Annotated in this window: 17 protein-coding genes and 1 pseudogene; 10 read left to right on the forward strand and 8 right to left on the reverse strand. The window is 57.6% G+C overall.

Annotated features, from left to right (window positions below):
* Nucleotides 1–61: 61 nt before the first annotated feature.
* Nucleotides 62–586: an endonuclease SmrB gene (smrB, locus tag G5221_RS01330; protein WP_005333198.1), complete on the forward strand. Its 525-nt coding sequence runs from the start codon at nucleotides 62–64 to the stop codon at nucleotides 584–586.
* Nucleotides 587–603: 17 nt separating this feature from the next.
* On the opposite strand, the pseudogene G5221_RS01335 reads toward smrB, so the two are convergent.
* Both G5221_RS01335 and G5221_RS01340 read right to left on the reverse strand, forming a co-directional pair.
* Nucleotides 604–1,206, reverse strand: a pseudogene (locus G5221_RS01335) (histidine phosphatase family protein).
* A 35-nt stretch (nucleotides 1,207–1,241) separates the two neighbouring features.
* Entirely contained in the window at nucleotides 1,242–1,577 is a 336-nt protein-coding gene (locus G5221_RS01340) for a GFA family protein (protein ID WP_421211118.1), read from the reverse strand.
* Nucleotides 1,578–1,969: 392 nt separating this feature from the next.
* On the opposite strand from G5221_RS01340, the gene G5221_RS01345 reads away from it, so the two are divergent.
* Nucleotides 1,970–2,524, forward strand: a complete 555-nt coding sequence (locus tag G5221_RS01345; RefSeq protein ID WP_337072204.1) for a porin family protein — start codon at nucleotides 1,970–1,972, stop codon at nucleotides 2,522–2,524.
* A 125-nt stretch (nucleotides 2,525–2,649) separates the two neighbouring features.
* Here G5221_RS01345 and G5221_RS01350 read toward each other — a convergent pair whose 3' ends face one another.
* Together G5221_RS01350 and G5221_RS01355 are read right to left on the reverse strand one after the other, a co-directional pair.
* Nucleotides 2,650–4,113: a chitinase gene (locus tag G5221_RS01350; RefSeq protein WP_227342829.1), complete on the reverse strand. Its 1,464-nt coding sequence runs from the start codon at nucleotides 4,111–4,113 to the stop codon at nucleotides 2,650–2,652.
* Nucleotides 4,114–4,420: 307 nt separating this feature from the next.
* On the reverse strand, nucleotides 4,421–5,641 hold the full coding sequence (locus tag G5221_RS01355) for a methyltransferase (RefSeq protein ID WP_421262651.1): 1,221 nt from the start codon (nucleotides 5,639–5,641) through the stop codon (nucleotides 4,421–4,423).
* A 183-nt stretch (nucleotides 5,642–5,824) separates the two neighbouring features.
* Here G5221_RS01355 and G5221_RS01360 point away from each other — a divergent pair, with 183 nt between their 5' ends.
* Nucleotides 5,825–6,403 carry a PhnA domain-containing protein gene (locus tag G5221_RS01360; RefSeq protein WP_421262652.1) on the forward strand — a complete coding sequence of 193 codons (579 nt, stop codon included), beginning with the start codon at nucleotides 5,825–5,827 and terminating at the stop codon, nucleotides 6,401–6,403.
* A gap of 206 nt (nucleotides 6,404–6,609) precedes the next feature.
* Here the strand turns inward: G5221_RS01360 and G5221_RS01365 are convergent, their stop codons facing one another.
* Nucleotides 6,610–8,136 (reverse strand): fumarate hydratase, encoded by a 1,527-nt coding sequence (locus tag G5221_RS01365; protein ID WP_005351759.1) that lies wholly within the window; start codon nucleotides 8,134–8,136, stop codon nucleotides 6,610–6,612.
* Between the two features lie 294 nt (nucleotides 8,137–8,430).
* On the opposite strand from G5221_RS01365, the gene pabB reads away from it, so the two are divergent.
* The 3 genes from pabB to G5221_RS01380 all read left to right on the forward strand — a co-directional run bounded on the left by pabB (nucleotide 8,431) and on the right by G5221_RS01380 (nucleotide 11,838).
* Nucleotides 8,431–9,714, forward strand: a complete 1,284-nt coding sequence (gene pabB, locus G5221_RS01370) for an aminodeoxychorismate synthase component I (RefSeq protein WP_235688993.1) — start codon at nucleotides 8,431–8,433, stop codon at nucleotides 9,712–9,714.
* A 42-nt stretch (nucleotides 9,715–9,756) separates the two neighbouring features.
* Complete coding sequence (locus tag G5221_RS01375) at nucleotides 9,757–10,323, forward strand: CoA pyrophosphatase (RefSeq protein ID WP_005351753.1); 567 nt, start codon at nucleotides 9,757–9,759, stop codon at nucleotides 10,321–10,323.
* 216 nt (nucleotides 10,324–10,539) lie between these two features.
* Entirely contained in the window at nucleotides 10,540–11,838 is a 1,299-nt protein-coding gene (locus G5221_RS01380; protein ID WP_005351750.1) for a serine/threonine transporter, read from the forward strand.
* Between the two features lie 585 nt (nucleotides 11,839–12,423).
* Here the strand turns inward: G5221_RS01380 and sstT are convergent.
* Nucleotides 12,424–13,674 carry a serine/threonine transporter SstT gene (gene sstT / locus G5221_RS01385; protein ID WP_421262653.1) on the reverse strand — a complete coding sequence of 417 codons (1,251 nt, stop codon included), beginning with the start codon at nucleotides 13,672–13,674 and terminating at the stop codon, nucleotides 12,424–12,426.
* 354 nt (nucleotides 13,675–14,028) lie between these two features.
* On the opposite strand from sstT, the gene G5221_RS01390 reads away from it, so the two are divergent.
* The 4 genes from G5221_RS01390 (at nucleotide 14,029) to G5221_RS01405 (ending at nucleotide 21,284) form a co-directional block, all read left to right on the forward strand.
* Entirely contained in the window at nucleotides 14,029–15,945 is a 1,917-nt protein-coding gene (locus G5221_RS01390; RefSeq protein WP_421262654.1) for a RecQ family ATP-dependent DNA helicase, read from the forward strand.
* A 591-nt stretch (nucleotides 15,946–16,536) separates the two neighbouring features.
* The gene (locus G5221_RS01395; RefSeq protein WP_005345315.1) at nucleotides 16,537–18,459 is read left to right on the forward strand and encodes a PrkA family serine protein kinase; all 1,923 of its coding nucleotides are present in this window, start codon (nucleotides 16,537–16,539) and stop codon (nucleotides 18,457–18,459) included.
* 23 nt (nucleotides 18,460–18,482) lie between these two features.
* Nucleotides 18,483–19,754, forward strand: coding sequence for a YeaH/YhbH family protein (locus G5221_RS01400; protein WP_064341232.1), 1,272 nt, complete (start codon nucleotides 18,483–18,485; stop codon nucleotides 19,752–19,754).
* A 9-nt stretch (nucleotides 19,755–19,763) separates the two neighbouring features.
* Complete coding sequence (locus G5221_RS01405) at nucleotides 19,764–21,284, forward strand: SpoVR family protein (protein ID WP_236345989.1); 1,521 nt, start codon at nucleotides 19,764–19,766, stop codon at nucleotides 21,282–21,284.
* 168 nt (nucleotides 21,285–21,452) lie between these two features.
* On the opposite strand, the gene fadJ is transcribed toward G5221_RS01405, so the two are convergent.
* Together fadJ and fadI are read right to left on the reverse strand one after the other, a co-directional pair.
* On the reverse strand, nucleotides 21,453–23,600 hold the full coding sequence (gene fadJ / locus G5221_RS01410) for a fatty acid oxidation complex subunit alpha FadJ (RefSeq protein ID WP_421262809.1): 2,148 nt from the start codon (nucleotides 23,598–23,600) through the stop codon (nucleotides 21,453–21,455).
* Nucleotides 23,600–24,910, reverse strand: a complete 1,311-nt coding sequence (gene fadI / locus G5221_RS01415) for an acetyl-CoA C-acyltransferase FadI (RefSeq protein WP_058057647.1) — start codon at nucleotides 24,908–24,910, stop codon at nucleotides 23,600–23,602. The genes fadJ and fadI overlap by 1 nt, the downstream gene beginning before the upstream one ends.
* Between the last annotated feature and the right edge of the window lie 113 nt (nucleotides 24,911–25,023).

The following is a 25,023-nucleotide window of genomic DNA, read 5'->3' on the forward strand; positions in this document are numbered from 1 at the left end:
TATCCGGCCCGAGCCCCGTTTACGTTGCGGGCAAGACGCATTCCTAATACATGAGCATCTGATGAAAAAAACGCCCTCACCGACAGACGAGGAAACCCTGCTGTTCCGCGATGCGATAAAAGGTACCCGGAAAATCAAGCAAGATACCATAAGGGCCGAGTTACGCCCGGTCAAGCAGAAACGCGAATTGCGCGAAACCCGCGAAAAGCTTGGGGTTGACCACTATTTCAGCGATGAGTATCAGCCCCATCTCGACGATGATGGGCCGACCCGTTACGTGCGGGAAGATGTGTCAAAATTTGAGCTGAAAAAGCTCAAGCGGGGCATTTATCCGCCGGAGATCTACCTGGATCTGCACGGCATGAACCAGCAGCAGGCAAAACAGGAGCTGGCCGCCCTGCTCACCCTCTGCCAGAAAGAGAACATTCACGTCGCCTCGGTGATGCACGGCATCGGCAAACATATTCTCAAGCAGCGCATTCCCAGCTGGCTGGCCCAGCACCCCAATGTTCGCGCCTTCCATCAGGCTCCCCGCGAATGGGGCGGCGACAGCGCCATTCTGGTGTTGCTGGATATCGAAGAGTAGAAAAAGCAGCGCACAAACTAACTCTGCCCAACCGGTCGATTGAATCGCAATGGTGATATAGAGGAGTCAAGATTGACCACCAGCATGCCGCCGTTGGGCAACTGCCACGCGAAGAAGTCATCAAATCCGGCGGTCGTTAGGGCGCGGGTCACCTTGGCGACCACACCGTGCGCCACCAGCAATACCCGCTCCCCCTGCATGGTCGAGGCCAGTGCCGTTAGTCCCTGCGAGACTCAGGCAATCACCTCATCCAGCCTCTCACCGCCAAGCGGAGCCTCCGCCCAGCGCCGGGTGATGTTGCGCACCCACAACTCGGGATAACGCGCCTTGGCCTCTGCCTGCGTCAGTCCCTCAAACAGACCGACATGCCGCTCACGAAAGGCCGGAGCAAGCTCCACAGGCAACCCCAACTGGCGTGAGAAGAGCGCGGCGCTCTCTCTTGTTCGCAGCAGGGGCGACGCCAGCAACCGATCGAACGGGGCCAGTGTGGTCGCTATCTCATTGGCCAGCCAGCATATATGCCGCGCGCCATCTTGGTTGAGCCCGATATCCAACGCCCCTTGATAGCGCCCCTCGGCGTTGGCTTGGGTCTCTCCATGGCGGATCACTATCAGCTCCATGGTGTACTCCTCTTTCTACGTGGAATATCGCAAAACTACTTCCCTTTCGGATAACGGGGATGATCGTCCTGGATCGGCAACCAGGAGAGCTGGCTGACGGTATGGATGTGATAGGTTGGTGCGACCGTTTCGGGGTTATCAAGTGAGACAATAGCCAGCGTCAGGTACTCGGGGTATTGAATGCTGCGATAGCTGAGGGTGGCGCCACAGGTTGCACAAAAGCCGCGTCGAATCGCCTCCGACGAGGCGTACTCAGTCAATACGCCGCATAGCCATTGCACCTGTTTCACCCGAAAATCCATCCAGGCGCCGGTCGTGCGCTGACAATCCCGGCAGTGGCAAAAATCGGTAGCAAAGGGAGCAGCTAGCACCTTGTAGCGGATTGCACCACAATGGCAACCCCCCCTCTAATATACCGTCACGAGAAATCACCATCTTGTTTACCATCCAGTCCACGTTTGAAGGCATATATTGCCAGCCTAACATCCCGTTACACTAAGTTGATTAGTGCAGAAAACCAATGAAATTTGCGATTTATCAGCGCTCATTTCAGATAGAATTGACACATTTCACCATTGTTCAGACAGAAGATAACCACTCTCACCTCCCATCATAACAACTATGGGGGCTCTGATTATTCATCCCCCTGACAATATGAGATATTGCCACTCACTACTGGCCTGCGAATATAAGACAAGCTCACCCGAGCCCATATAAATCTGTTCGTCGCAGCCATATTCCACGCTATTTAATTGGAACCTGCATGATGAAGTTATTCACTCCCCTGGTGGTTGCCACGGCGATCTTCTCTTCCGTGGCGATAGCAACCCCCTCTCCCCATATCGTCGGCGCCACCCTTGGCTATGGCACCCAGTCATTCAAAGCACAAAATGGGGATCAGGCCGATGGCGGTGACAATATGACTGCCGATCTCTATTACCGTTATATGTTCAACGATTATATCGGTATCGATTCAGGAATATTGTTTGGTACCGGTGGCGTAGTCAGCGCCCTCTTCGATGCAACCCTCAATGACGTAAAAGATATCCATTACAAAGGGATCCGCTCTGCCTTGTATGCACAATTCCCGGTCTCTTCCGGCAACAGCTTTTATGCCAAACTGGGTGCCAACGCCCACAGAGTCGAATACACCATCAACAAGGAAGATCAGAGCAACTCCGGGGTCGGTTTGTATGGCGCTGCGGGTTGGCAATATCGCTTTGATTCGGGTATCGGACTCAATGCAGAGTACCAATATATCCCCATGCCTCGACTCGATGTCAAAGGGGTCAGTGTCGGTCTCAACTACCGTTTCTGATCCCGCCTGATGGGGCGACAACAGGCCGATAACGGGTAAAAAGCAGGGAGATATCTCCTCCCTGCTGCCTGCTTGTTTCCACTACCGATAGATCATGGTGATTGACCATGATCCCAACGGCAACCTTATTTGGTCACCACCACAGCCCAGGGGCCACCTTTGGCGGGATCATCCCCTTGCGTCCACCATTTGGCCTGATAGACGGCGCCCTTGTAGCTCACCTTGTTGCCCGCGGTATAGACCTTGCTGGCCTCCCAGGCAGGCTGGCCATCAATGGGCGGGTCAACCGGATCGACCGGGGCAGGATCGAGCTTGGCGACGATCCGCACTTTCGGCCAGTTGGCGTGGGAACCGTAGAAGTTGGTCACGCACTTCTCGTAATCACCCGGCACCAGCGCAGAATAAGCGGTCTGGAAGCCCACCAGCTCACACTCGAAGGAGTAACCGCCCGGGCGATCAGGATAGTACTTCCAGTTGCCATCCCAGTTGGTGTAGAGCACGTCGGTAGCGCCGTTGAGATTGAGGCTGCCATAGGGAGTCTGCTGCCAGCAGGTGTTCTTCTCATCCGCCTTGACCGGGATCTGGTAGTGGTTGGCCAGCCCTTCCCAGTAGCGGATGCGATTGACCGGCTGCCCTTTGTCCTTGTTCTGTTCACCACACTCGATACCGCCGTTGATGACGTTGATGGTGGTACCGAAGCCATAGCCGATACCGGCGTCAGCTTCCCGTTTGGAGGGTACCCAGGTGCGATCAATCACGTGCAGCATGGCCGGTTTCGGGGCCTGCGGGGTGAGGAAGAACCAGATGGCAGAAGCGAGGTTGAGCCAGGAGTCCGCCACCAGCCCCGGGTTGTTGAGCAGCACTGAGGCATCGCCATCAAACATCGCCTCGGAGAAGGCCCCGTAGTTGAAGTGGTAAGAAAGCTGCTTGGCGCCGCGGCCAAAGTAACCTTGTCCGGTACTGCAGGGCCACTTCTTGTTCTGCCAGTCGTTCTGGCCACAGCCGGTGGTATAACCGGTCTGTCCCTCTGACCAGCCCATCTCCCGCACATGCACCAGCGCCTGTTGCCACTCCTCCAGCCCCAGCGGGTTATCGGAGACGTTCTCCTTGGCAATATGGCCGCCGGTCTCCTGAGAGAAGTGGGCAAAGGCCGTCACAATGGATTTTTTACAGATCGCATCAGAATCGCGCCCGTCGTTATATTCGCCGCAGAACGCAGGAAATTTACCGATGGCCCGCAAGAAGCGGACATAGGTATATTCCGGCGCGGCCATCTGGGTTAAATATTCCCATTCAGATTGGGGAAATACCCGTTCAACCCGTTTTACGTTGTCAGGATTGCTTGCCAGACCCGGTTCAATGGCATCGACTATTTTATTTGACCGGGTGGCCAGTGCCTTGGCCCATATTGTATACATGGGGTTGGCCGTCTTGGCCTTTTCCACCGCGGCCAGATCCGGGGCCGCAATCACATATCCTCCCGCATTTTGTGGATCGGGTTGAATATTCATGGTTGCACTTATTACGGCATAGCTGGGCAATACGCAAGCGGCAGCGATCAGCCAGGCACAACGCTTGGGTTTGAACATGTTTATCGTCCTTGTTTGAATTAATGCGCTCCAAGAGTAGGTGTTCCAACAACTAAATTCACGATGAAAATTAAGAAATGCGCGTAATTTGTGAACCATTTCACCTTGTGCTACTCAACGCAGCTAAAACGACATAAAAGAACTCAAACGATGACCATTTTGGCCTGTTTTGCCACCCGTATGGGGAGGCGAAAGACGATCAGATGATCTGTCACCAATTAATTATTCGTGGCAAAAAAAAATGGCTGACCCGCTTCACCAGTCAGCCATCAACAATGTTCAAATAACGCTCACAAAGAGCTCGCTGTCAGGCGCGCACGGCACGGATCAGGATATTGCGCGGGGTCATGGGTTTGGCACAGAACTCCCCCACTTCGACCCGATAACCCTGCTCTTGCAAAAAGAGCGCGCGATCCAGCGCCAGCCAGATCTCGAGAGGACGGCGAAACAGATGACGCACCAGCTCCATGCGGGCGACATCACCAAAGCGACGCTCCCCGTGCTCCAACCAGGCGGGATAGTCGAGCCCGGCGGGCAGCACAATCCCTTTGCGTTCAGCAGCCCAAACGCAGAATGCCTCGAAGGTGCCGGTCAGCAGGCTCTTTTGCATATTGGGCACCGGCAGATACTCATCCACCCCGCGCACCTGACGCTGCAGGCAGTCAAACCCGAGCCGCCACACCACTTCCTGCTCGCGCAGGCGGGCGATCCGCGCACCGCCGGTGACCGTCTCCTGTAGCGGCAACTTGAGATCCGCTTTGCTCAACACCAGCTCGCTGGCGCTGGCCGCGGCCGACAGCGGGCGATAGTGGCTGGTACGGATCAGGTGGTAACAACAGGGAGAGATGGTCACTCCGCGGGCACCGCGCTCGGCCACCCGCTCCAGCAGATGGGTGTGGAGCTCGCCGCAGGCATGGAGTGCCATGGCGTGATGTTCGGGGGCGATCAGCGCCGCCGATTCAGGGGCAAAGGCATCGGCGCAGGTAAAGGTCATATTGGCGCCATCCCGCTCGGCCAGCAGCCGACCTTCGTCACAAAGCTGCTCTTGCAACTCCAGACTGAGGATCGGAGCCTGTCGATGAAGTGACACCAGCCGCCCAAGGTGGCCCTTACCGGCACACCACTCCAGATAGGGGCCCTGATGGGCAGGCAGACAGGCGGTGAACGACTCGATCTGAGCCTGCTTGCGCCCCGGCATATGCAGCGCCATCTCCTTGCTGCAGGTGATGGGCTCAGGGGTAAATTGGGCTAGTTGGCTCAACTGCTGCAGCTCAGCACCCTCGGCAATCCAGGGGGCAAGCAGCGTACTGAGTGCATCCATATCCGCATCGAGCTCTGCCAACTGGGCAAGGGTCAGCCCATTGAGCAGTGCCGCCAGTTCGGGCGCCTCATCGGCAAAGGCCATGGTCAGATGATGATATGGCTGATATTGCCACCAGCGTCGGTAGCGGGTGAGCAGTCGATCCAGTTGTTGAAAACGTTGAGCCAGCACGAATGCCCCTGCCTTGCAGTCAAAAAGGAGGCTCATTCTAGCGATCCCGCTTCAAATTGCACTCTCAATACCTGACGATCAGCGCCGCGCAACAGCACGGCCAACCCTGTGAGCCAGGGCAGACCTGACAAAGTGCGGGGTTTTATGCTATATTCCGCCCCCTCTTTCACGCGCCCCGCCCAACGCGGGTCGCTTTACACTAGCTATGGGACCTACAACATGACCATCAACGCCATTCTGCAAGCGCGCGCGGGCGCCAAGTGTGAACTGTGCAGCGCCGAGCAGGCGCTGACCGCCTTCGTGGTGCCTCACGCCCCCGCCAGCGACGATGATCACAGCGTTGCTATCTGTGACACCTGCCGTGGTCAGCTGGAACAACCGGATACTCTGGTGGTCAACCACTGGCGTTGCCTGAGTGACAGCATGTGGAGCCAGGTGCCTGCGGTGCAGGTGATGGCATGGCGCCAGCTCAAAGCTCTCTCCGGCAAGGGTGAGGTGTGGGCTCAGGATCTGCTGGACATGATGTACATGGAAGACGAAGCCAAGACCTGGGCTGAAGCTGGTATTGCTGACGAAGATGACGACAGCGTACCGACCGTTGACTCCAACGGCGCCGTGCTGCAAGAGGGCGACTCCGTCACCCTGATCAAGGATCTGGACGTGAAAGGCGCCGGTTTCACCGCCAAGCGCGGCACCCTGGTCAAGGGCATCCGTCTGACCAACAACCCGCTCCATATCGAAGGCAAGGTCAACGGCGTGCAGATCGTACTGGTTGCTGCCTACCTGAAAAAGGCCTAAAGCCAAGGGCGATTGCTCTGCTGTCTGCTGCCAGAGCACAAGCACAACGAAAAAGGATGGCGTGGCGCTATCCTTTTTTATGCCCGCTTGCCGAAAACGGCCAACCTGAGCCCATAACAGGCCAGCCAAAGCAACAAGGCGCATCCGGATGGATGCGCCTTGTTTACATGGCCTATGCCGTTTTAACCGACAGCGGAAACGGTCACTCAGGAGGAGAGTTTGCCATCCAGCTCGGCAATCTTGGCCGACCAGTAGGCCGGGCCGGTTTCGTGGATATTGTTGCCTTCGGAGTCGACCGCAACGGTCACCGGCATATCTTCCACTTCAAACTCGTAGATCGCTTCCATGCCGAGATCGGCAAAGGCTACCACGCGCGCCTTCTTGATAGCCTTGGCCACCAGATAGGCTGCGCCACCGACGGCCATCAGATAGACGGCCTTGTGCTGTTTGATGCTCTCGACGGTTTTCGGGCCTCGCTCGGATTTGCCGATCATGCCGATAAGGCCGGTTTCACCCAGCATCATGTCGGTGAACTTGTCCATCCGGGTGGAGGTGGTGGGGCCAGCCGGGCCAACTACTTCGTCACGCACCGCATCGACCGGGCCAACGTAATAGATGAAGCGGTTGGTGAAATCGACCCCTTCCGGCAGCCCTTCGCCATTTTTCAGCATGTCGGCGATACGCTTGTGGGCGGCATCGCGACCGGTAAGGATCTTGCCGGAGAGCAGCACGGTATCACCGCTCTTCCAGCTGGCCAGTTCGGCCTTGGTGATGCCATCGACGTTGACGCGGCGCACGTTGCCACCCGCTTCACGGGTGATCTCCGGCCAGTCGCTCAGTTTCGGCGGGGTCAGCTCGGCGGGGCCTGAACCATCCAGCTCGAAATGAACGTGACGGGTCGCGGCGCAGTTGGGGATCATCACCACCGGCTTGGAGGCGGCATGAGTCGGCGCAGATTTCACCTTCACATCCAGCACTGTAGTGAGGCCGCCCAGCCCCTGGGCACCGATCCCCAGCTTGTTGACCTTGTCGTAGAGCTCGACCCGCAGCTTCTCTTCTGTGGTTTGCGGGCCACGGGCAATCAGCTCCTGAATGTCGATGTGCTCCATCAGGGCCTCTTTGGCCAGCACCGCCGCTTTCTCGGCGGTACCGCCGATGCCGATGCCCAGCATACCGGGCGGGCACCAGCCTGCGCCCATGGTCGGCACGGTTTTCAGCACCCACTCGACGATATCGTCAGAGGGGTTGAGCATCACCATCTTGGATTTGTTCTCGGAGCCGCCGCCTTTGGCCGCGATGCTCACTTCCACCTTGTTGCCGGGGATCATGTCGATATGCACCACGGCAGGGGCGTTGTCTTTGGTGTTTTTGCGACTGCCGGCCGGATCGGCCAGCACGGAGGCGCGCAGCGGGTTGTCAGGATTGGTGTAGGCACGACGGGTCCCTTCGTCCACCATCTCCTGCACTGTCATGTCGCTGTCCCACTGGACCTGCATGCCAATTTTGACGAAACAGGTCACGATACCGGTGTCTTGGCAGAGCGGACGATGACCTTCGGCGGACATGCGGGAGTTGATCAGGATCTGGGCCAGCGCATCTTTGGCGGCCGGGTTGGCCTCACGGTCATACGCCGCTTTGGCAGCCTGAACAAAATCCAACGGGTGGTAATAGGAGATGTACTGGAGGGCATCTGCGATAGAATCGATGAAATCCTGTTTTTTTATAATGCTCATATCATCCTCACTGGTCCTTGTCTCTGCCACGGAGCAGGGCAAGGGCTTCCATATGATGGGCCGTGCTGACGTGCTGGCTAAAAACTATCAACCAGCAAAAAACGAACGACACGGCAGTTTTTTCTTAAGTCACCGACACCTATGATACGCTTGCCCACCAGCACCGACTAGGGTTCGGGAACCAAACTGTTGCCTGTGTAACATAAAATGACGCCAACACTTCATATCCATCATCTAGACCATAGTGCTGAACTCCATCAGCTTTTTGCCCGCCTGCAACATCAGCCATGGGCCATGTTGCTGGAATCGGCGGGACCACTCGGTGCCGATAATGGCTTTGATATCATCACTGCCGATCCGCTGGCGACCCTCGAAACCCGTGGCCAGGTCACCACTCTGCGTGCCGGGGCGGATATCAGCAAATACCACGAAGATCCCCTCGCCCTGCTGGCCCATACCCAGCAACAGCTGCTGGGGGAGCTGGAACTGTGTGCCACTCACCTACCCTTTATTGGCGGCGCCCTCGGTCTCTTTGGCTATGATCTCGGCCGTCGCTTCGAGCGACTGCCAGTGCAGGCCGCCGCCGATATCGCGGTGCCAGACATGGCGGTGGGCATCTACGACTGGGCGCTGCTGCGCAATGTGGCGACCGACGACTGGCAGCTGGTGCACTGGGGGGATGAAGCGGGTCTTGCCAACCGGCTGGCCTGGCTTGAACAGCAGCAGGCCAAACCGGCCCCCGCTTTTGCCTTGCAGGGGTCGTGGCAGAGCAATATGAGCCGCGCCGAGTATGGCGAGAAGTTTGCCCGTATTCAGGAATATCTCGCCGCGGGAGATTGCTACCAGATCAACCTGACCCAGCGTTTCAGCGCCCCCTATCAGGGTGATGAGTGGCAGGCCTATTGCCTGCTGGCAACCGCCAACAAGGCCCCCTTCTCTGCCTTTATCCGCCTGCCGGAGAGCGCGCTGCTGAGCCTCTCTCCCGAGCGGTTCCTGCTGCTCGATGGCCGCCATATTGAAACCAAACCCATCAAAGGCACTCGCCCTCGCCACCCCGATCCGGCGACCGATCGGCAAGTCGCGCAGGAGCTGGCGCAGGCGGACAAGGACAGATCAGAGAATCTGATGATCGTTGATCTGCTGCGCAACGATATCGGTCGGGTCAGCCGGCCAGGCTCGGTCAGCGTGCCTCATCTCTTTGCGGTGGAGTCGTTTCCAGCGGTACATCATCTGGTCTCCACCATCCACGGTGAGCTGGATGCACGCTGGCAAGGAGTCGATCTGCTGCGGGCCTGTTTCCCGGGTGGCTCCATCACCGGCGCCCCCAAGATCCGCGCCATGGAGATCATCGAAGAGCTGGAGCCCCAGCGCCGCAACGCCTATTGCGGCAGCATCGGCTATCTCAGCCAGCACGGCCGGATGGATACCAGCATCTGCATTCGCACTTTGATCGCCGAAGCGGGTCGTCTGCACTGCTGGGCCGGTGGCGGCATCATCGCCGACTCCGACGCCGACAGCGAATATCAGGAGACCTATGACAAGGTCGCCCGCATCCTGCCGCCGCTGTCGGCGCTTTAACCCTCCCCACTGTCAGGCCAACGCACAGGAGAGCTCCCCGCCATGGATCGCCACGAACTGCTGACCCGCTTCCAGTTGCAGCGACCCGCCCCGGCCCATCGACTCGCCATCGGCGGGCTCAGTCCGGCTGCGGTGTTGATCCCGGTGGTGATGCGCGACGAGGGGCTCAGCGTGTTATTGACCCGGCGCAGCCCACGGCTGCGTCATCATGGGGGACAGATCAGCTTTCCTGGCGGCCGACAGGATCCCGGCGACGAAAACCTGATTGCCACGGCGCTACGGGAAACCGAAGAGGAGCTCGGCATTCCGGCACGGCTGATTGAAGTGATCGGCACCCTCAACCCGCTCAATACAGTGTCACGATTCGAGGTGCTGCCGGTGCTGGGGCTGCTCGATGGCAACTATCCCCTCATCCTGAGTCCGGATGAGGTGGATCACGCCTTTGAAGTGCCGCTGACCCATCTGCTGGATCGGCGTAACCACATCCCCCTGACCCTTTCCAGAGGGGGGAAAGCTCACACCATCTACTGGATCCCCTGGCAACAGCACTTTATCTGGGGGGCTACCGCCAGCATGATCAACCAGCTAGCCCAGCATCTCGCAAAATAACAATTTACCTACATTTTGCTGAGCGAGATTTAATCATTAACACTAAAATAACGTGCCAATTGATAAACAATAATTGAATTTTTCTTGTTTTGATCACATTTCCATAAGAAAGTGCGGTTTTTCGTGCCGTAAAGATGAATTTGATCAACATTTTTGATTAGAAAAACCGTATCCTTGCGCCGACTTAATAAGAACCACACATTCGGGGTGAGATAGATGTCAAACACAGTCACTGGCACGCAGGGAGTTGCGGCGTCAACAGAGCAAGGGATCCGCTCTACTCAAACCACTCGTTGGGAAAAACGCGACTCTACCTGGGTCATCAGTCTGTTCGGGACCGCGGTTGGCGCGGGGATCCTGTTCCTGCCGATCAACGCGGGTATGGGCGGTTTCTGGCCGCTGGTCGTCATGGCGCTGCTGGTAGGTCCCATGACCTATCTGGCACACCGTGGTCTGGCCCGCTTCGTCCTCTCCTCCAAAAAGCCAAATGCAGACATCACCGAAGTGGTGGAAGAGCATTTTGGCGTGGGTGCCGGTAAATTAATCACCCTGCTCTACTTCTTCGCCATCTACCCCATCGTGCTGATCTACGGCGTGGGTATCACCAACACCGTCGAAAGCTTTATGGTCAACCAGCTGCAGATGAGTGCCCCGCCGCGCTGGATCCTCTCCATCGTGCTGATCATGGGCATGATGTCGGTGATGCTGGCGGGTGAAAAGCTGATGCTGAAAGTGACCGAGCTGCTGGTTTATCCGTTGATCGCCATTCTGGCCGGTATCTCTTTGTATCTGATCCCGGACTGGACCGGTGCCGCGCTGGAGCAAGTGCCCTCTGCCAAGGATTTCGCCACTACCCTGTGGCTGACCATCCCGGTACTGGTTTTCTCCTTCAACCACAGCCCGGCTATCTCCAGCTTCTCCCTGGCCCAGCGCCGCGACCACGGTGATCAGGCTGTCGAGAAAGCCGATGCCATCCTCAAGCGTACCGCCATGGTGCTGCTGGGCTTCGTGATGTTCTTCGTCTTCTCCTGCGTCATGAGCCTTACTCCGGCTCAGCTGGCAGAAGCCAAGGCCCAGAACATCGCCGTGCTCTCCTATCTGGCGAACCAGCATGCCAGCCCCATCATTTCCTACTTCGGTCCGCTGGTTGCGTTCGTCGCCATCGTCTCCTCCTTCTTCGGCCACTATCTGGGTGCCCGTGAAGGTCTGAAAGGGATGATCGTGCAGAACATGCGCAAGTCAGGCAAAGAGCCGAACGCCAAGAAAGTCGAGATGTTCATCATCGCCTTCTTCATCCTGACCCTGTGGGGCACTGCCATTGCCAACCCCTCCATCTTGGGCATGATTGAATCCTTGGGCGGCCCGATCATCGCCACCATCCTGTTCATCATGCCGATGTACGCCATCAAGCGCGTACCGGCCATGGCGAAATATCAGGGTCATATCAGCAACGTATTTGTCGCTGTGATGGGGATGATCGCCATCTCCGCCATCCTCTATCAGCTGGTCGGTTAATCCCCCAGCTGCCACTGATAGCAAAAAGCCAGCCGAACACTCGCTGGCTTTTTTATCTCTGCAATCTGTGCCTCCTCGATTCCCCTGCTCTCCCCTTATTACTCCCTTTGTTGGATATCTGTATGTTCACCAGCGCCATGATTGAACATGCTTAGGGTTTTACCATGTACCGCCCCCATACCCGCAGCTCAATATCGCCAACACGTTTACTCCCCCTCACCAAACCATGATGGCGTGTCTGATAGGACGAGTTGGGTTCATCTGCCGCAGCCAGCTATCTTCGTTCTTCTGTGATGCTGTGATGCTGTGATGCTGTGATGCTGTGATGCTGTGATTGTCCTGAAGATCTGGGGTAAGCCATAGCAATCGGCTCTTGGCAGAGCAAACAAAGGTGTGTAACGCACAACAGAAGGAGGAAGCACGACTCGAAGGGATAAAGATAAGGCAGCGCCCTGGAGAAGGGCGACAGAATGTTCGGCACATCAGCCAATGAGATTGATCAAAGAGGGATACAGCGCAAAGCTGACAATAAAAAGCGCCCTCCGAAGAGGGCGCAAGTGTGTTGCGAAACTGACCGTTGCGAGATCAGGCTTCGCGGCTCGGTACCGGAGCCACATCCAGCAAGGTTTCATCTTCGGCCATGCACGCTGCGGCGGTGAACAGCACGTCGGTGGAGCTGTTAAGGGCTGTCTCGGCAGAATCCTGCAGCACACCGATGATAAAGCCGACGGCCACCACCTGCATGGCGATGTCGTTGCTGATACCAAACAGGCTACAGGCCAGCGGGATCAGCAGCAAGGAGCCACCGGCGACACCGGACGCGCCACAGGCGCTGACGGTGGCAACCACGGAGAGCAGCACAGCCGTTGCCATGTCCACTTCCATCCCCAGGGTATGTACCGCCGCCATGGCGAGCACAGTGATGGTGATGGCCGCACCCGCCATGTTGATGGTGGCACCCAGCGGAATGGAGACCGCATAGGTATCCTCCGGCAGACGCAATTTTTCACACAGCGCCATGTTAACCGGAATGTTGGCGGCAGAGCTGCGGGTAAAGAAGGCTGTCACGCCACTCTCTTTGAGGCAAGTCAGCACCAGCGGATAAGGGTTGCGCTTGATCTTCCAGAAGACGATCAACGGGTTGACCACAAAGGCGATAAACAGCATGCAGCCGATCAGCACCACCAGCAGTTGGGCATAGCCAAACAGGGCATCGAAGCCGGTCTCAGCCAGAGTGGAGGCAACCAGACCCAAGATCCCGAGCGGGGCACAGCGGATCACCGCTTTCACGATGGCGGAGACACCGTGAGACAGGTCAGTGATCAGCGCCTTGGTGCTCTCGTTGGCATGGCGCATGGCGATACCCAGACCGATGGCCCACGCCAGGATCCCGATATAGTTGGCATCCATCAGCGCCTTGACCGGGTTGGTCACCACGTTGAACAGCAGGGTCTGCAGCACCTCGGTGATCCCGCCTGGCGGGGTGATCTCGGCAGTATTGGCCACCAGATGGAGGTTAGAGGGGAACAGGAAGCTGGCAATCACCGCGACCACGGCCGCAGAGAAGGTACCAAACAGATAGAGCAGCAGGATCGGTCGCATATTGGTCTTCTGACCCTGCTTGTGACCAATGATGGCCGCCATCACCAGTACGAATACCAGCAGCGGGGCTACTGCTTTCAGTGCGCCAACAAACAGACTGCCGAGCAGACCTGCCGTTTTCGCCCACTCGGGCGCAAATAGTGCCAGCAAGATACCGAATACCAGACCAACCAGGATCTGGCTGACCAGACTGGTGCTATTGACCAGCCGAAGGAGGGGGTGTTGTTGTGTCATCAAAAAAGTCCCTAAGCACCGTAGTGCATGAATCATGAGTCCTGTCTGCAACCACTCATCGGGAGACCCCTGTCGCCCGAATGTGGTGTCTGTGGCCAGCCTTCTGTCGGGCCGATCCGCCAGTCACCGGATTGCATGACGGAATATCCCATTCGCCATCTTTTTTTTCCAGAGACTCACCAAAAAATATCCCGTTTCCATCACAAAAAACCGCAACAAAACCTTAACCACAGCGCAACCACCCATTTTTGTACGTTTTATCGACACTCTCTGCCCTCACCCTCACGACCATTCCTGTGCCCCCCGTGACCGTGTCGCTGTGCTATCATCCCCCATTTGCCGCGGAGCCTTGCCATGATCCCATCCCTGCTCAACCAATATTTTGGTTTCTCCGCACTCAGGCCAGGTCAGGAAGCGGTGATCAGCCGAGTGCTGGCAGGTCAGAGTGCCGCCGCCATCTTTCCCACCGGCTCCGGCAAGTCCCTCTGTTATCAACTGCCTGCCCTCGCCCTGCCTCACCTGACCCTGGTGATCTCGCCGCTGCTGGCGCTGATGCACGATCAACTCGCCTTCCTCAAAAGCAAGGGAATAAGCGCCGCTACCCTCGACTCAAGCCAGAGCCCGGAGGAGAGCCGACGAGTGATGCAGCAGGCGCTGGATGGCCAGCTCAAGATCCTGATGATTTCGGTAGAACGACTCAAGAACGAGCGCTTTCGCCGCTTTATCCATCAAGTGCCGCTCTCGCTGCTAGTCGTCGATGAGGCGCACTGTATCTCGGAGTGGGGCCACAACTTTCGCCCCGACTACCTCAAGCTGCCGAGCTATCGCCATGACCTGAAGATCCCACAGGTGTTACTGCTGACGGCCACCGCTACACCGGCGGTGATTCAGGATATGCAGACCAAATTCGGCATCGCGCCGGAGGGGGTCGTGGTCACCGGTTTCTACCGCCCCAATCTTGATCTGGCGGTCATTCCCCTAGCGCCCGACGCGCGGGATGGCTGGCTCGCGCAGCAGTTGGCCAACGATCCGGCGGCCCCCACCATCGTCTACGTCACCTTGCAACACACCGCCGAAGCCTGCGCCGAACAACTCGTTAGAGAAGGGATCAACGCCCGCGCCTATCATGCCGGACTCGACTCGGCGCTGCGCAGTCAGATCCAGCACGATTTCATGGCGGGCAAGGTGGACTGCATTGTCGCCACCATCGCCTTTGGCATGGGCATCGACAAAGCGGATATCCGGCGGGTCATTCACTACGATCTGCCCAAATCCATCGAGAACTACAGCCAGGAGATTGGCCGCGCCGGACGGGATGGCCAACCATCGCGCTGTATCGTGCTGGCCAACCAGAGCCAGCTGCCGGTGCTGGAGAACTTCGTCTACGGCGATACGCCGGATTTGAGTGCCATCCTCCAGCTCCTTGCCATCATCAAGCAGAGCGGGCACGAGTGGGAATTCACCCTGCTGCGCCTCTCCAACGACACCAATATCCGCCAGTTGCCCCTTAAAACCCTGCTGGTCTATCTGGAGATAGCAGGCATCATCACTCCGGCCTATAGCTATTACGCCGACTACCGCTTCAAATTTGTGCTGGATAAAGGCGAGATAATGAGCCGCTTCAATCCGGATCGCCGCCAGTTTCTGGAGCAGCTATTCGCCTGCGCTCCACAAGCCCGCAGTTGGTGCACCATGGACTTTGACGCCCTCTGGCAGGGCTATCAGGGGGAGCGACAGCGGGCGGTTGCGGCGCTCGACTACCTGCAGCAGCAAGGCTGGATCGAGCTTGAAAGCAAACAGATGACCGAGGTCTACCGGATCACCCGTCAGGGGTGGGACTGCGAGCAGGAGGCTAACGCGCTCCATGCGCTCTTCTTGCAAAAAGAACAGAGTGAGCTGGCCAGACTGCAAGCCATGCTCGACTTTTTCACCTCAAGTGAGTGCCTGAGCCACCGCCTCGCCCGCTATTTTGCCGATGAAGTGGCGCCGGTTCATTGTGGCCACTGTTCGGTTTGTCGCGGCGAGGTGGCACATCTCCCTCCCCTACCCTCACTGACCATGCCAAACGAGGCGGGGATCCGCGCCTGGTGCGATCCGCTGATTGCCAAGACCGGTTCCGTGGATGCGCGTGTTCTGGCCCGTTTCCTGTGCGGTATCGCCACACCGCTGACCAGCCGGGTCAAGGCCAAATCGCTGGCGGGTGCAGGCCAGTTGGCCGCGCACCCGTTTGCCCGCGTCCTGGCGGCAGTGCAACAAGCCTACCCTTGCTAGATGAGTGCTGGTGGCTTCAATAGCCACCAGCAGAAACAAGCGTTTAAAGACGCAGAAAAAGAAGACCCTCGCGGTTGCGAGGGTCAAGCCAACGGAAACGTGCTTAAACAGAGCTTGGTGAGGCAACAGTCAACTCTCTTGCTAAAGCGTCTTGCTGCTCACACATCGCCAATCTAGGGCACTCAAAATGTAGCGTCAATGTAAAAATTAGAGCCAAAACTCCAAACAAAGTGATTTACGTTGACGTTCACGTAATGACATTCTCATCCATAACCCCGCCAACCCGCAGCCCCATTGCCTTTCGTCAAACCCCTTAATCTTTTCGCAATAAGTTCCCTGTTTCCCATAAACATTTATTTTTTATGTCTTTGACATTTACCTCACTATCGTGGCAAAAATAATTTAACAGTCAGTAACATAGCGGTGTTGTTGACTGACCCTCCCCGCAAAAGGATCGGGCAGGTTTCTTCAGAATTTAACCTATCAACCGTGATGGATTACTGGAGTCTGTTGACTAGGCTTTAAAAGCGCACAACACAAAAGCAGTCATCCACTTTTTTCAGGGTAAGCGACTATAACGAGGGCAAAGTTATGGGCATATTCGAGCATTACCAACAGCGATATGAAAAAGCGAGAGAAGAGGAATATACCATCCAGGAGTTCCTGGATATGTGTAAGCAGGATAAAGCCTGCTACGCCTCCGCAGCCGAACGTCTGCTGACCGCCATCGGTGAGCCGGAGATGGTAGACACCTCAGCCAACCCCAGACTGAGCCGACTCTTCTCCAACCGCGTCGTGGCACGCTATCCCGCCTTCAAGGATTTCTACGGGATGGAAGAGGCTATCGAACAGATCGTCTCCTACCTCAAACACTCCGCCCAGGGGCTGGAGGAGAAGAAACAGATCCTCTATCTGCTGGGCCCCGTTGGCGGCGGTAAATCCTCGCTGGCAGAGAAACTCAAATCCCTGATGCAGAAGGTGCCCATCTATCGTATCAAGGGCTCACCGGTCAACGATCACCCCTTCTGTCTGTTCGACATCGAAGAGGATGGGGAAATCCTGGAAAAAGAGTACGGCATCCCGCGCCGTTACCTGCGTCCCATCATGTCCCCCTGGGTGGCCAAACGCCTGCACGAGTTTGGCGGCGACATCACCAAGTTCAAGGTGGAGAAGGTCAACCCCTCCATCCTCGATCAGATTGCCATAGCCAAAACGGAACCCGGTGATGACAACAACCAGGACATCTCCTCACTGGTCGGCAAGGTCGACATCCGCATGCTGGAGCACTTCGCCCAGGATGATGCCGATGCTTACTCCTACTCCGGTGCGCTCTGTAAAGCGAACCAGGGGATCATGGAGTTTGTCGAGATGTTCAAGGCGCCTATCAAGGTGCTGCACCCGCTGCTGACTGCAACACAGGAGGGGAACTACAACGGAACCGAGGGGCTCTCCGCCCTCCCCTTTGACGGCATTCTGCTAGCCCACTCCAACGAATCCGAATGGCAGCAGTTCCGCAACAACAAGAACAACGAGGCCTTCCTCGACCGGGTCTACATCGTCAAGGTGCCTTACTGCCTGCGCGTCTCGGAAGAGGTGAAGATCTACGAGAAGCTGCTGATCAACAGCGAGCTGACCGAGGCCAAGTGTGCCCCGGGTACCCTCGAGCTGCTGGGCCAGTTCTCTGTGTTGTCACGGCTGAAAGAGCCGGAAAACTCCAGCATCTACTCCAAGATGCGGGTCTATGATGGCGAAAGCCTGAAAGACACCGACCCCAAGGCGAAGAGCTATCAGGAGTATCGCGACTACGCCGGTGTAGACGAAGGTATGAATGGTCTCTCTACCCGCTTTGCGTTCAAGATCCTCTCCCGCGTCTTCAACTTCGACCACGCGGAAGTGGCCGCCAACCCGGTGCACCTCTTCTATGTGCTGGAGCAGCAGATCGAGCGCGAGCAGTTCCCGCAAGAGCTGCACGATCGCTACCTTGAGTTCATCAAGGGTTATCTGACCCCGCGCTATGTGGAGTTCATCGGCAAGGAGATCCAGACCGCCTATCTCGAGTCCTACTCCGAGTACGGGCAGAACATCTTCGATCGCTACGTCACCTACGCCGACTTCTGGATCCAGGATCAGGAGTACCGTGACCCCGAAACCGGCCAGCTGTTTGACAGAGCATCCCTCAACAGCGAGCTGGAGAAAATTGAAAAACCTGCAGGGATCAGCAACCCGAAAGATTTCCGTAACGAAATCGTCAACTTCGTGCTGCGTGCCCGGGCAAACAATGCAGGCCGTAACCCCAACTGGACCAGTTACGAGAAGCTGCGCACCGTGATCGAGAAGAAGATGTTCTCCAACACGGAAGAGCTGCTGCCGGTTATCTCCTTCAACAGCAAAACCTCGGCTGAGGAGCAGAAGAAGCACGATAACTTTGTCGAACGGATGATGGAGAAAGGCTACACCCGTAAACAGGTGCGACTGCTCTCCGAATGGTATCTCAGGGTACGCAAGTCATCCTGACCCTGACTGTTCAAGGGGGAGTTATGGCGCATTTTATCGACCGCAGGCTCAACGGCAAAAACAAAAGCGCTGTCAATCGGCAGCGCTTCATCCGCCGCTACAAGAAGCAGATAAAACAAGCGGTCTCGGATGCTGTCTCCAAGCGCAGCATTCAGGACGTAGACAAGGGCGAGAGCATCAGCATCCCGACCAAGGATATCGGCGAACCCCATTTCCATCAGGGGCAAGGCGGTAAACGGGAGATGGTGCATCCCGGTAATGATCAATTCGTCTCCGGCGACAAGATTGACCGCCCCAAAGGAGGGGGCGGCGGACAGGGTTCCGGCGAGGGGCAGGCATCCAATCAGGGTGAAGGGGCCGATGACTTCGTGTTCCAGATCTCCAAGGATGAGTATCTCGATCTGCTGTTTGAAGATCTGGAGCTGCCCAGGCTGCAGAAAACCCAGCTCAACCAGCTAATGGAGGTGAAAACCTATCGGGCGGGCTACACCTCCAACGGGGTGCCCGCCAATATCAACGTGGTGCGTTCCCTGCAAAATTCACTGGCGCGGCGCATGGCGCTGCAAGCGGGCAAGAAGCGCCAACTGCATGAACTGGAAGATAGGCTGGCTCTGCTGGCCGCCGATCCCAACGAGCACTTTGCCGAAATCGCCCTGCTCGAGAAGGAGATCAGGGAGCTGAAACGACGGATCGATGCGGTGCCGTTTATTGACACCTTCGATCTCAAGTTCAATAACTTCGTCAAACGGCCCGTCCCTTCCAGTCAGGCAGTGATGTTCTGTCTGATGGACGTCTCGGGCTCCATGGATCAGGCCACCAAGGAGATGGCCAAGCGTTTCTATATCCTGCTCTATCTGTTCCTAAGCCGGACCTACAAGAACGTCGAGGTGGTCTATATCCGCCACCACACCCAGGCCAAGGAGGTGGACGAGCACGAGTTCTTCTACTCCCAGGAGACCGGCGGCACCATCGTCTCCAGCGCCCTCAAGATGATGAATGACATCATCAACGAGCGTTACCCCGCCAACCAGTGGAATATCTATGCGGCGCAGGCGTCGGATGGTGACAACTGGGCAGATGATTCACCGCAATGCAGGGAGATCCTGGTGCGGGACATCATGCCAAGGGTGCGGTACTACTCCTACATCGAGATCACTACCCGTGCCCACCAGACCCTGTGGCACGAATATGAGTCGGTAGCCAGCCAGTTCCCCCACTTTGCGATGGAGCACATTCGCAAGGTCGAGGATATCTATCCGGTGTTCCGCGAGCTGTTCAAGAAACAAGCGGCGTGAGGAGGTCACATGATCGAAACTGAAAAACGTGTAGCGCCACTGGATGACGGACCAGACTGGAACTTCGATCTGCTGGAGACCTATCACCAGGAGATCGCCCGGGTCGCCCGTTTCTACAAGCTGGACACCTACCCCAACCAGATCGAGGTGATCACCGCCGAGCAGATGATGGATGCCTACTCCAGCGTCGGCATGCCCATCGGCTATCAGCACTGGTCGTTCGGCAAGCGTTTTATCCATACCGAGCGCAATTACAAGCGCGGACAGATGGGACTGGCCTACGAGATCGTCATCAATTCCGATCCCTGCATTGCCTATCTGATGGAGGAGAACACCATGCCGATGCAGGCGCTGGTGATGGCCCACGCCTGCTACGGTCATAACTCCTTCTTCAAGAACAACTACCTGTTCAAGGCGTGGACCGATGCCTCTTCCATCATCGACTACCTGCTGTTTGCCAAAAAATACATCACCGAGTGTGAAGAGAAGCACGGCATCGAGGCGGTGGAGCAGTTGCTCGACTCCTGCCATGCCCTGATGAACTTCGGGGTCGATCGCTACAAGCGTCCCCAGAAGATCTCGATGGCAGAGGAGAAGCGGCGTCAGAAGGCGCGGGAAGATTATCTGCAGACTCAGGTCAACGAGCTGTGGCGTACCCTGCCCAAGCAGCATAAAGCGGCGGGTGTGGAGGACAGGCGCTACCCCGCAGAGCCCCAGGAGAACATTCTCTACTTCATCGAGAAGAATGCCCCCTTGCTGGAGCCCTGGCAGCGAGAAGTGGTACGCATCGTGCGCAAGATCAGCCAGTATTTCTATCCACAAAAGCAGACTCAGGTGATGAACGAGGGGTGGGCCACCTTCTGGCACTACACCATCCTCAACCACCTCTATGACGAGGGCAAGCTGAGCGATCGCTTCATGATGGAGGTGCTGCACAGCCACACCAACGTGGTCTATCAACCGGCTTACAACAGTCGCTACTACTCGGGGATCAACCCTTATGCGCTGGGGTTTGCCATGTTTACCGACCTGCGCCGCATCTGCGAGAACCCAACCGAGGAGGATAGATACTGGTTCCCGGATTATGCCGGCAGCAACTGGGTGGAGACCCTTCATTTTGCCATGCAAAACTTCAAGGACGAGAGCTTCATCAGCCAGTTCTTAAGCCCCAAAGTGATGCGCGACATGAAGCTGTTCGCCATTGATGACGACGATCTGAAGAACTACATCAAGGTCTCCGCCATCCACAATGACGAGGGGTACCGTCAGGTGCGCAACACCCTGTCAGCTCAATACAATCTCAGCAATCTGGAGCCCAATATTCAGGTCTACAACGTCGCCGTGAAGGGGGATCGATCCCTCACCCTGCGCTATGTGCCCCACAACCGCATCCCCCTTGGCGACTCACGCCATGAGGTGCTCAAACACCTCCATCAGCTGTGGGGGTTTGATGTAGTGCTGGAGCAGGATAACGGCGAGCTGCCGCCCGATATCATAGGTCGTTGCCCGGAGCGCAAACCGGGGATCTGACCCGTGACCCGATATCTCGACGGCCCACTTCGGTGGGCCGTTTTTTAATCGGTTGCTTCTGCCAGCATGAGCGCTGCCCAAGCCGTACAACCCGAACAAGCCACAACACAGAAGGAGGCCCGCATGGTGTGCGGGCCTCTTTGCCTTGCGGTCACTCTGCAGCGATTATCAGTAGAAGGTCTGCTGCTCCGCGGCCATCGCCTTGAGGCGGGCACAGGGAGCAAACCGGTCGCCGTGGCGCTTCTGGTAATACTCCAGACGACCAACCAGATGATCGATCCCGAGTGTATCCATATAGCGGAACGGGCCGCCGAGGAACGGCGGGAAGCCGATGCCGAAGATGGCCCCGATATCGCCATCACGGGCCGAGGCCACCACACCGCTATCCAGCGCCATGGCCGCTTCGTTGAGCATCAGCAGCACGCAGCGCTCGGCGATCTCCTGACGGGCCAGCTTGGCAGACGGCTTGATGCCGAGCACGCCATAGACGCTCTCGTCCACCGTCTTCTTGCCCTCTTTGCCGGTCAGCTTGTTGCGCGGTGCCGCCTTGCCATAGAGGTAGAAGCCCTTGCCGTTCTTGCGCCCCTTGCGATCGTCTTGCAACAGCTTGTCGAACGCCTTGGGTGCCTGGAACTGCTCGCCGCCCAGCTCTTTCTCGAGAATGGGGGAGATCTTGGCGCCCACATCGATCCCCACCTCGTCCAGCAAAGTGATGGGGCCAACCGGGAAGCCAAAGTCCAGCAGCGCGCTATCCAGCACCTCCACCGGCTCCCCTTCCAGCACCAGTCGCGCCGCTTCATTCATGTAGGGCGCCAGGATGCGGTTGACGTAGAAACCAGCTTCGTCCTTCACCACGATAGGCGTTTTACCCTGAGCACGGGCAAAGGCCAGGGTGGTCGCGACCGTCTCGGCACTGGTGCCAGCGTGGGGGATGATCTCCGCCAGTGGCATCTTGTCCACCGGGCTGAAGTAGTGCAGCCCCACGACTCGCTCTGGGTGCGCCGCCTCTGCCGCAATCTGGTTGATGGGCAGGGAGGAGGTATTGGAGGCAAACACTGTGTGTTCAGCGCACTCACGCTCTACGTCTTTCACCATCTGGTGTTTGAGATTGAGATCTTCAAACACCGCCTCCACCACTATGTCGACCCGGTGAAAACCGGAGTAGTCGAGGGTACCGGTCAACAGGCTCATCTGCTTTTCCAGCTCGCTGCGCAAAATGTGACGGCGCTTGAGCTTCTTGGCCAGAATGTCATAACTGTAGCGCATGGCATTGCCGATCCCGGCGCTTGCCACATCCTTGATCCGCACCGGCACACCCGCCTTGGTAGCGGTGACGAACGCAATGCCGCCCCCCATCAGACCACCGCCCAGCACAGCGGCATGGGCCACCTTGCGCGGCTCGGCTCCCTGATAGGTGACCTCTTTCTTCATCTCGGTGGTGGCAAAGAAGATGGAACGCAGGGCGGCAGACTCAGCAGTCATCACCAGCTCGCCAAAGTGACGGGATTCGGCGGCCAGACCGGCCTTCATCCCCTCCTCCACACCGATACGCACCACGTCCAGGATCCGCTCCGGCGCCGGGTAGTTACCACGGGTCTTGGCTTTCACCCCCTTGCTGGCCTGATCGAACAGCACCTTGCGGCCCAGCTTGTTGGTCTCCAGCACCTTGCCCTGCAGATCCCGCTTCAACTGATGGCGCGGTTTGCCCTTCTTGGCCAGCTTGATGGCAGCATCCAGCAAGATTGACGGCGGCACCACATCGTCCACCAGCCCCAATTTCTTGGCTTGTTTGGCCCGCACCTGCTTGCCGGTCAGCATCAGATCCAGCGCCTTGGCCACCCCGATAAGGCGCGGCAGACGCTGGGTACCGCCAGAGCCCGGCAGCAGGCCGAGCTGAACTTCCGGCAATCCCAGCACAGATTTGCCATGATCGGTCACCACCCGACCATGACAGGCCAGCGCCAGCTCCAGCCCGCCACCGAGGCAGGGGCCATGAATGGCGGCGATGACCGGAATGGTCAGCCCCTCGATCTCGGCAAAGATCTCCTGCCCTTCTCGTGACAGGGTCTCGGCATCCTTGGCACTGGTGCAGGCGGCCAGCATGGTAATGTCAGCGCCGGCGATGAAGGAGTCCTTCTTGCCGGAGGTGATCACCAGCCCGATCAAATCTTTGTTGCGTTTTACCTCGTCCAGTACAGAGCGGATCTCCTCGACAAAGGCGGCCTTGAGGGTATTCATGCTCTCGCCCGGCACATCCATGGTGAGGATGCCGATGCCATCTTTGCGAACATCCAGGGAAAAAGTCTTAGCGTTCATCATTCAACCTCCAACACCATAGCCACGCCCAATCCACCCGCCGCACAGGCGGTGTTGAGCCCCAGTCCCCCGCCGCGACGACGCAGCTCATGCAGGGTCTGGGTGATCATCCGCGCACCGGTCGCGGCAAAGGGGTGGCCATAGGCCAGCGAACCACCGAGGACGTTGAACTTCTCCATGTCCACCTCGCCGATGGCCTGATCGCGGCCCAGCTTGTCACGGGCAAACTCGTGGCTGGCAAACATCTTGAGGTTGGCCAGCGTCTGGGCGGCAAAGGCTTCGTGCATGTCGATCAGGGTCAGATCACTGAGCGTGATACCAGCTCTGTCCAGCGCCAGCGGCGTGGCGTAGGAGGGCCCCATCAGCATGTCTTGCCAGACATCGATGGCCGAGAAGGCGAAGCTGCGGATATAACCAAGCGGCTCGAGGCCCAGCTCTTTCGCGCGACCTTCGCGCATCAGCAACACGGCAGCGGCGCCATCGGTCAGCGGCGTGGCGTTGGCAGCAGTGACTGTGCCATGAACCCGGTCAAACACCGGTTTGAGCTTGGCGTAGCTCGCGAGATCCGAGCTTTCACGGATATTGTTGTCCCGCTCCAGCGGTGACTTGTAGGGCGGTACATGGGCGGTAAACACCTCACCGCTGAGCTTGCCATCAGCCCAAGCCTGCGCGGCCAGAGTGTGGGAGCGGTGAGCCAGCGCATCTTGCGCCTCGCGGCTGATCTGGTGGCTCTTGGCCATCTGCTCAGCGGTCTGCCCCATGGAGAGGCCGGTCGAATATTCCGCCACCGCAGGCGGCACCGGCAGCAGATCCTTGACCCTCAATGTCCGCAGAATATTGAAGCGCTGCTGCAGATTGCGCGCCTTGTTGAGATCCACCAGGGCGCGGGCCAGCTTCTTGCTCACCCCGATGGGCAGCACGGAAGAGGAGTCAGCGCCGCCGGCGATGGCGATGTCTACGGTACCGGCCATGATGGATTCGGTGACGTTGGCCACCGCCTGAAAACTGGTGGCGCAGGCGCGGGAGACGCTATAGGCATCGGTATTGACGCTCATGCCGGTACCGAGCACGATCTCGCGAGCAATGTTGGGTGCTTCCGGCATCTGAACTACCTGGCCAAACACCAGCTGGTCGATAAGCTTGGGATCGAGATCGGTACGGGCGAGCATCTCGCTCACCACCAGTTTGCCGAGATCGACTGCAGGCACGCCATGAAAGGCGGTGGCCTGCTTGGCAAAGGGGGTACGCAGCCCCGCCACGACGGCAATCCGTTCGCCCTGGCGAGTCGTCAGTTTCAATGGCTGTTTCATCCTGGCTCCTTGGTTTAAAAGGCAGAGGTCTGACCTCATTGCGCCACATCTTAACAATCCAATCACAAGTTTCATACAGCTGATTGAAACTAAATTAAGCGCGGCAAGGCCCC

This window comes from Aeromonas sp. 602200, from assembly GCF_049173895.1.
In the GTDB taxonomy this organism is placed as follows: domain Bacteria; phylum Pseudomonadota; class Gammaproteobacteria; order Enterobacterales; family Aeromonadaceae; genus Aeromonas; species Aeromonas veronii_A.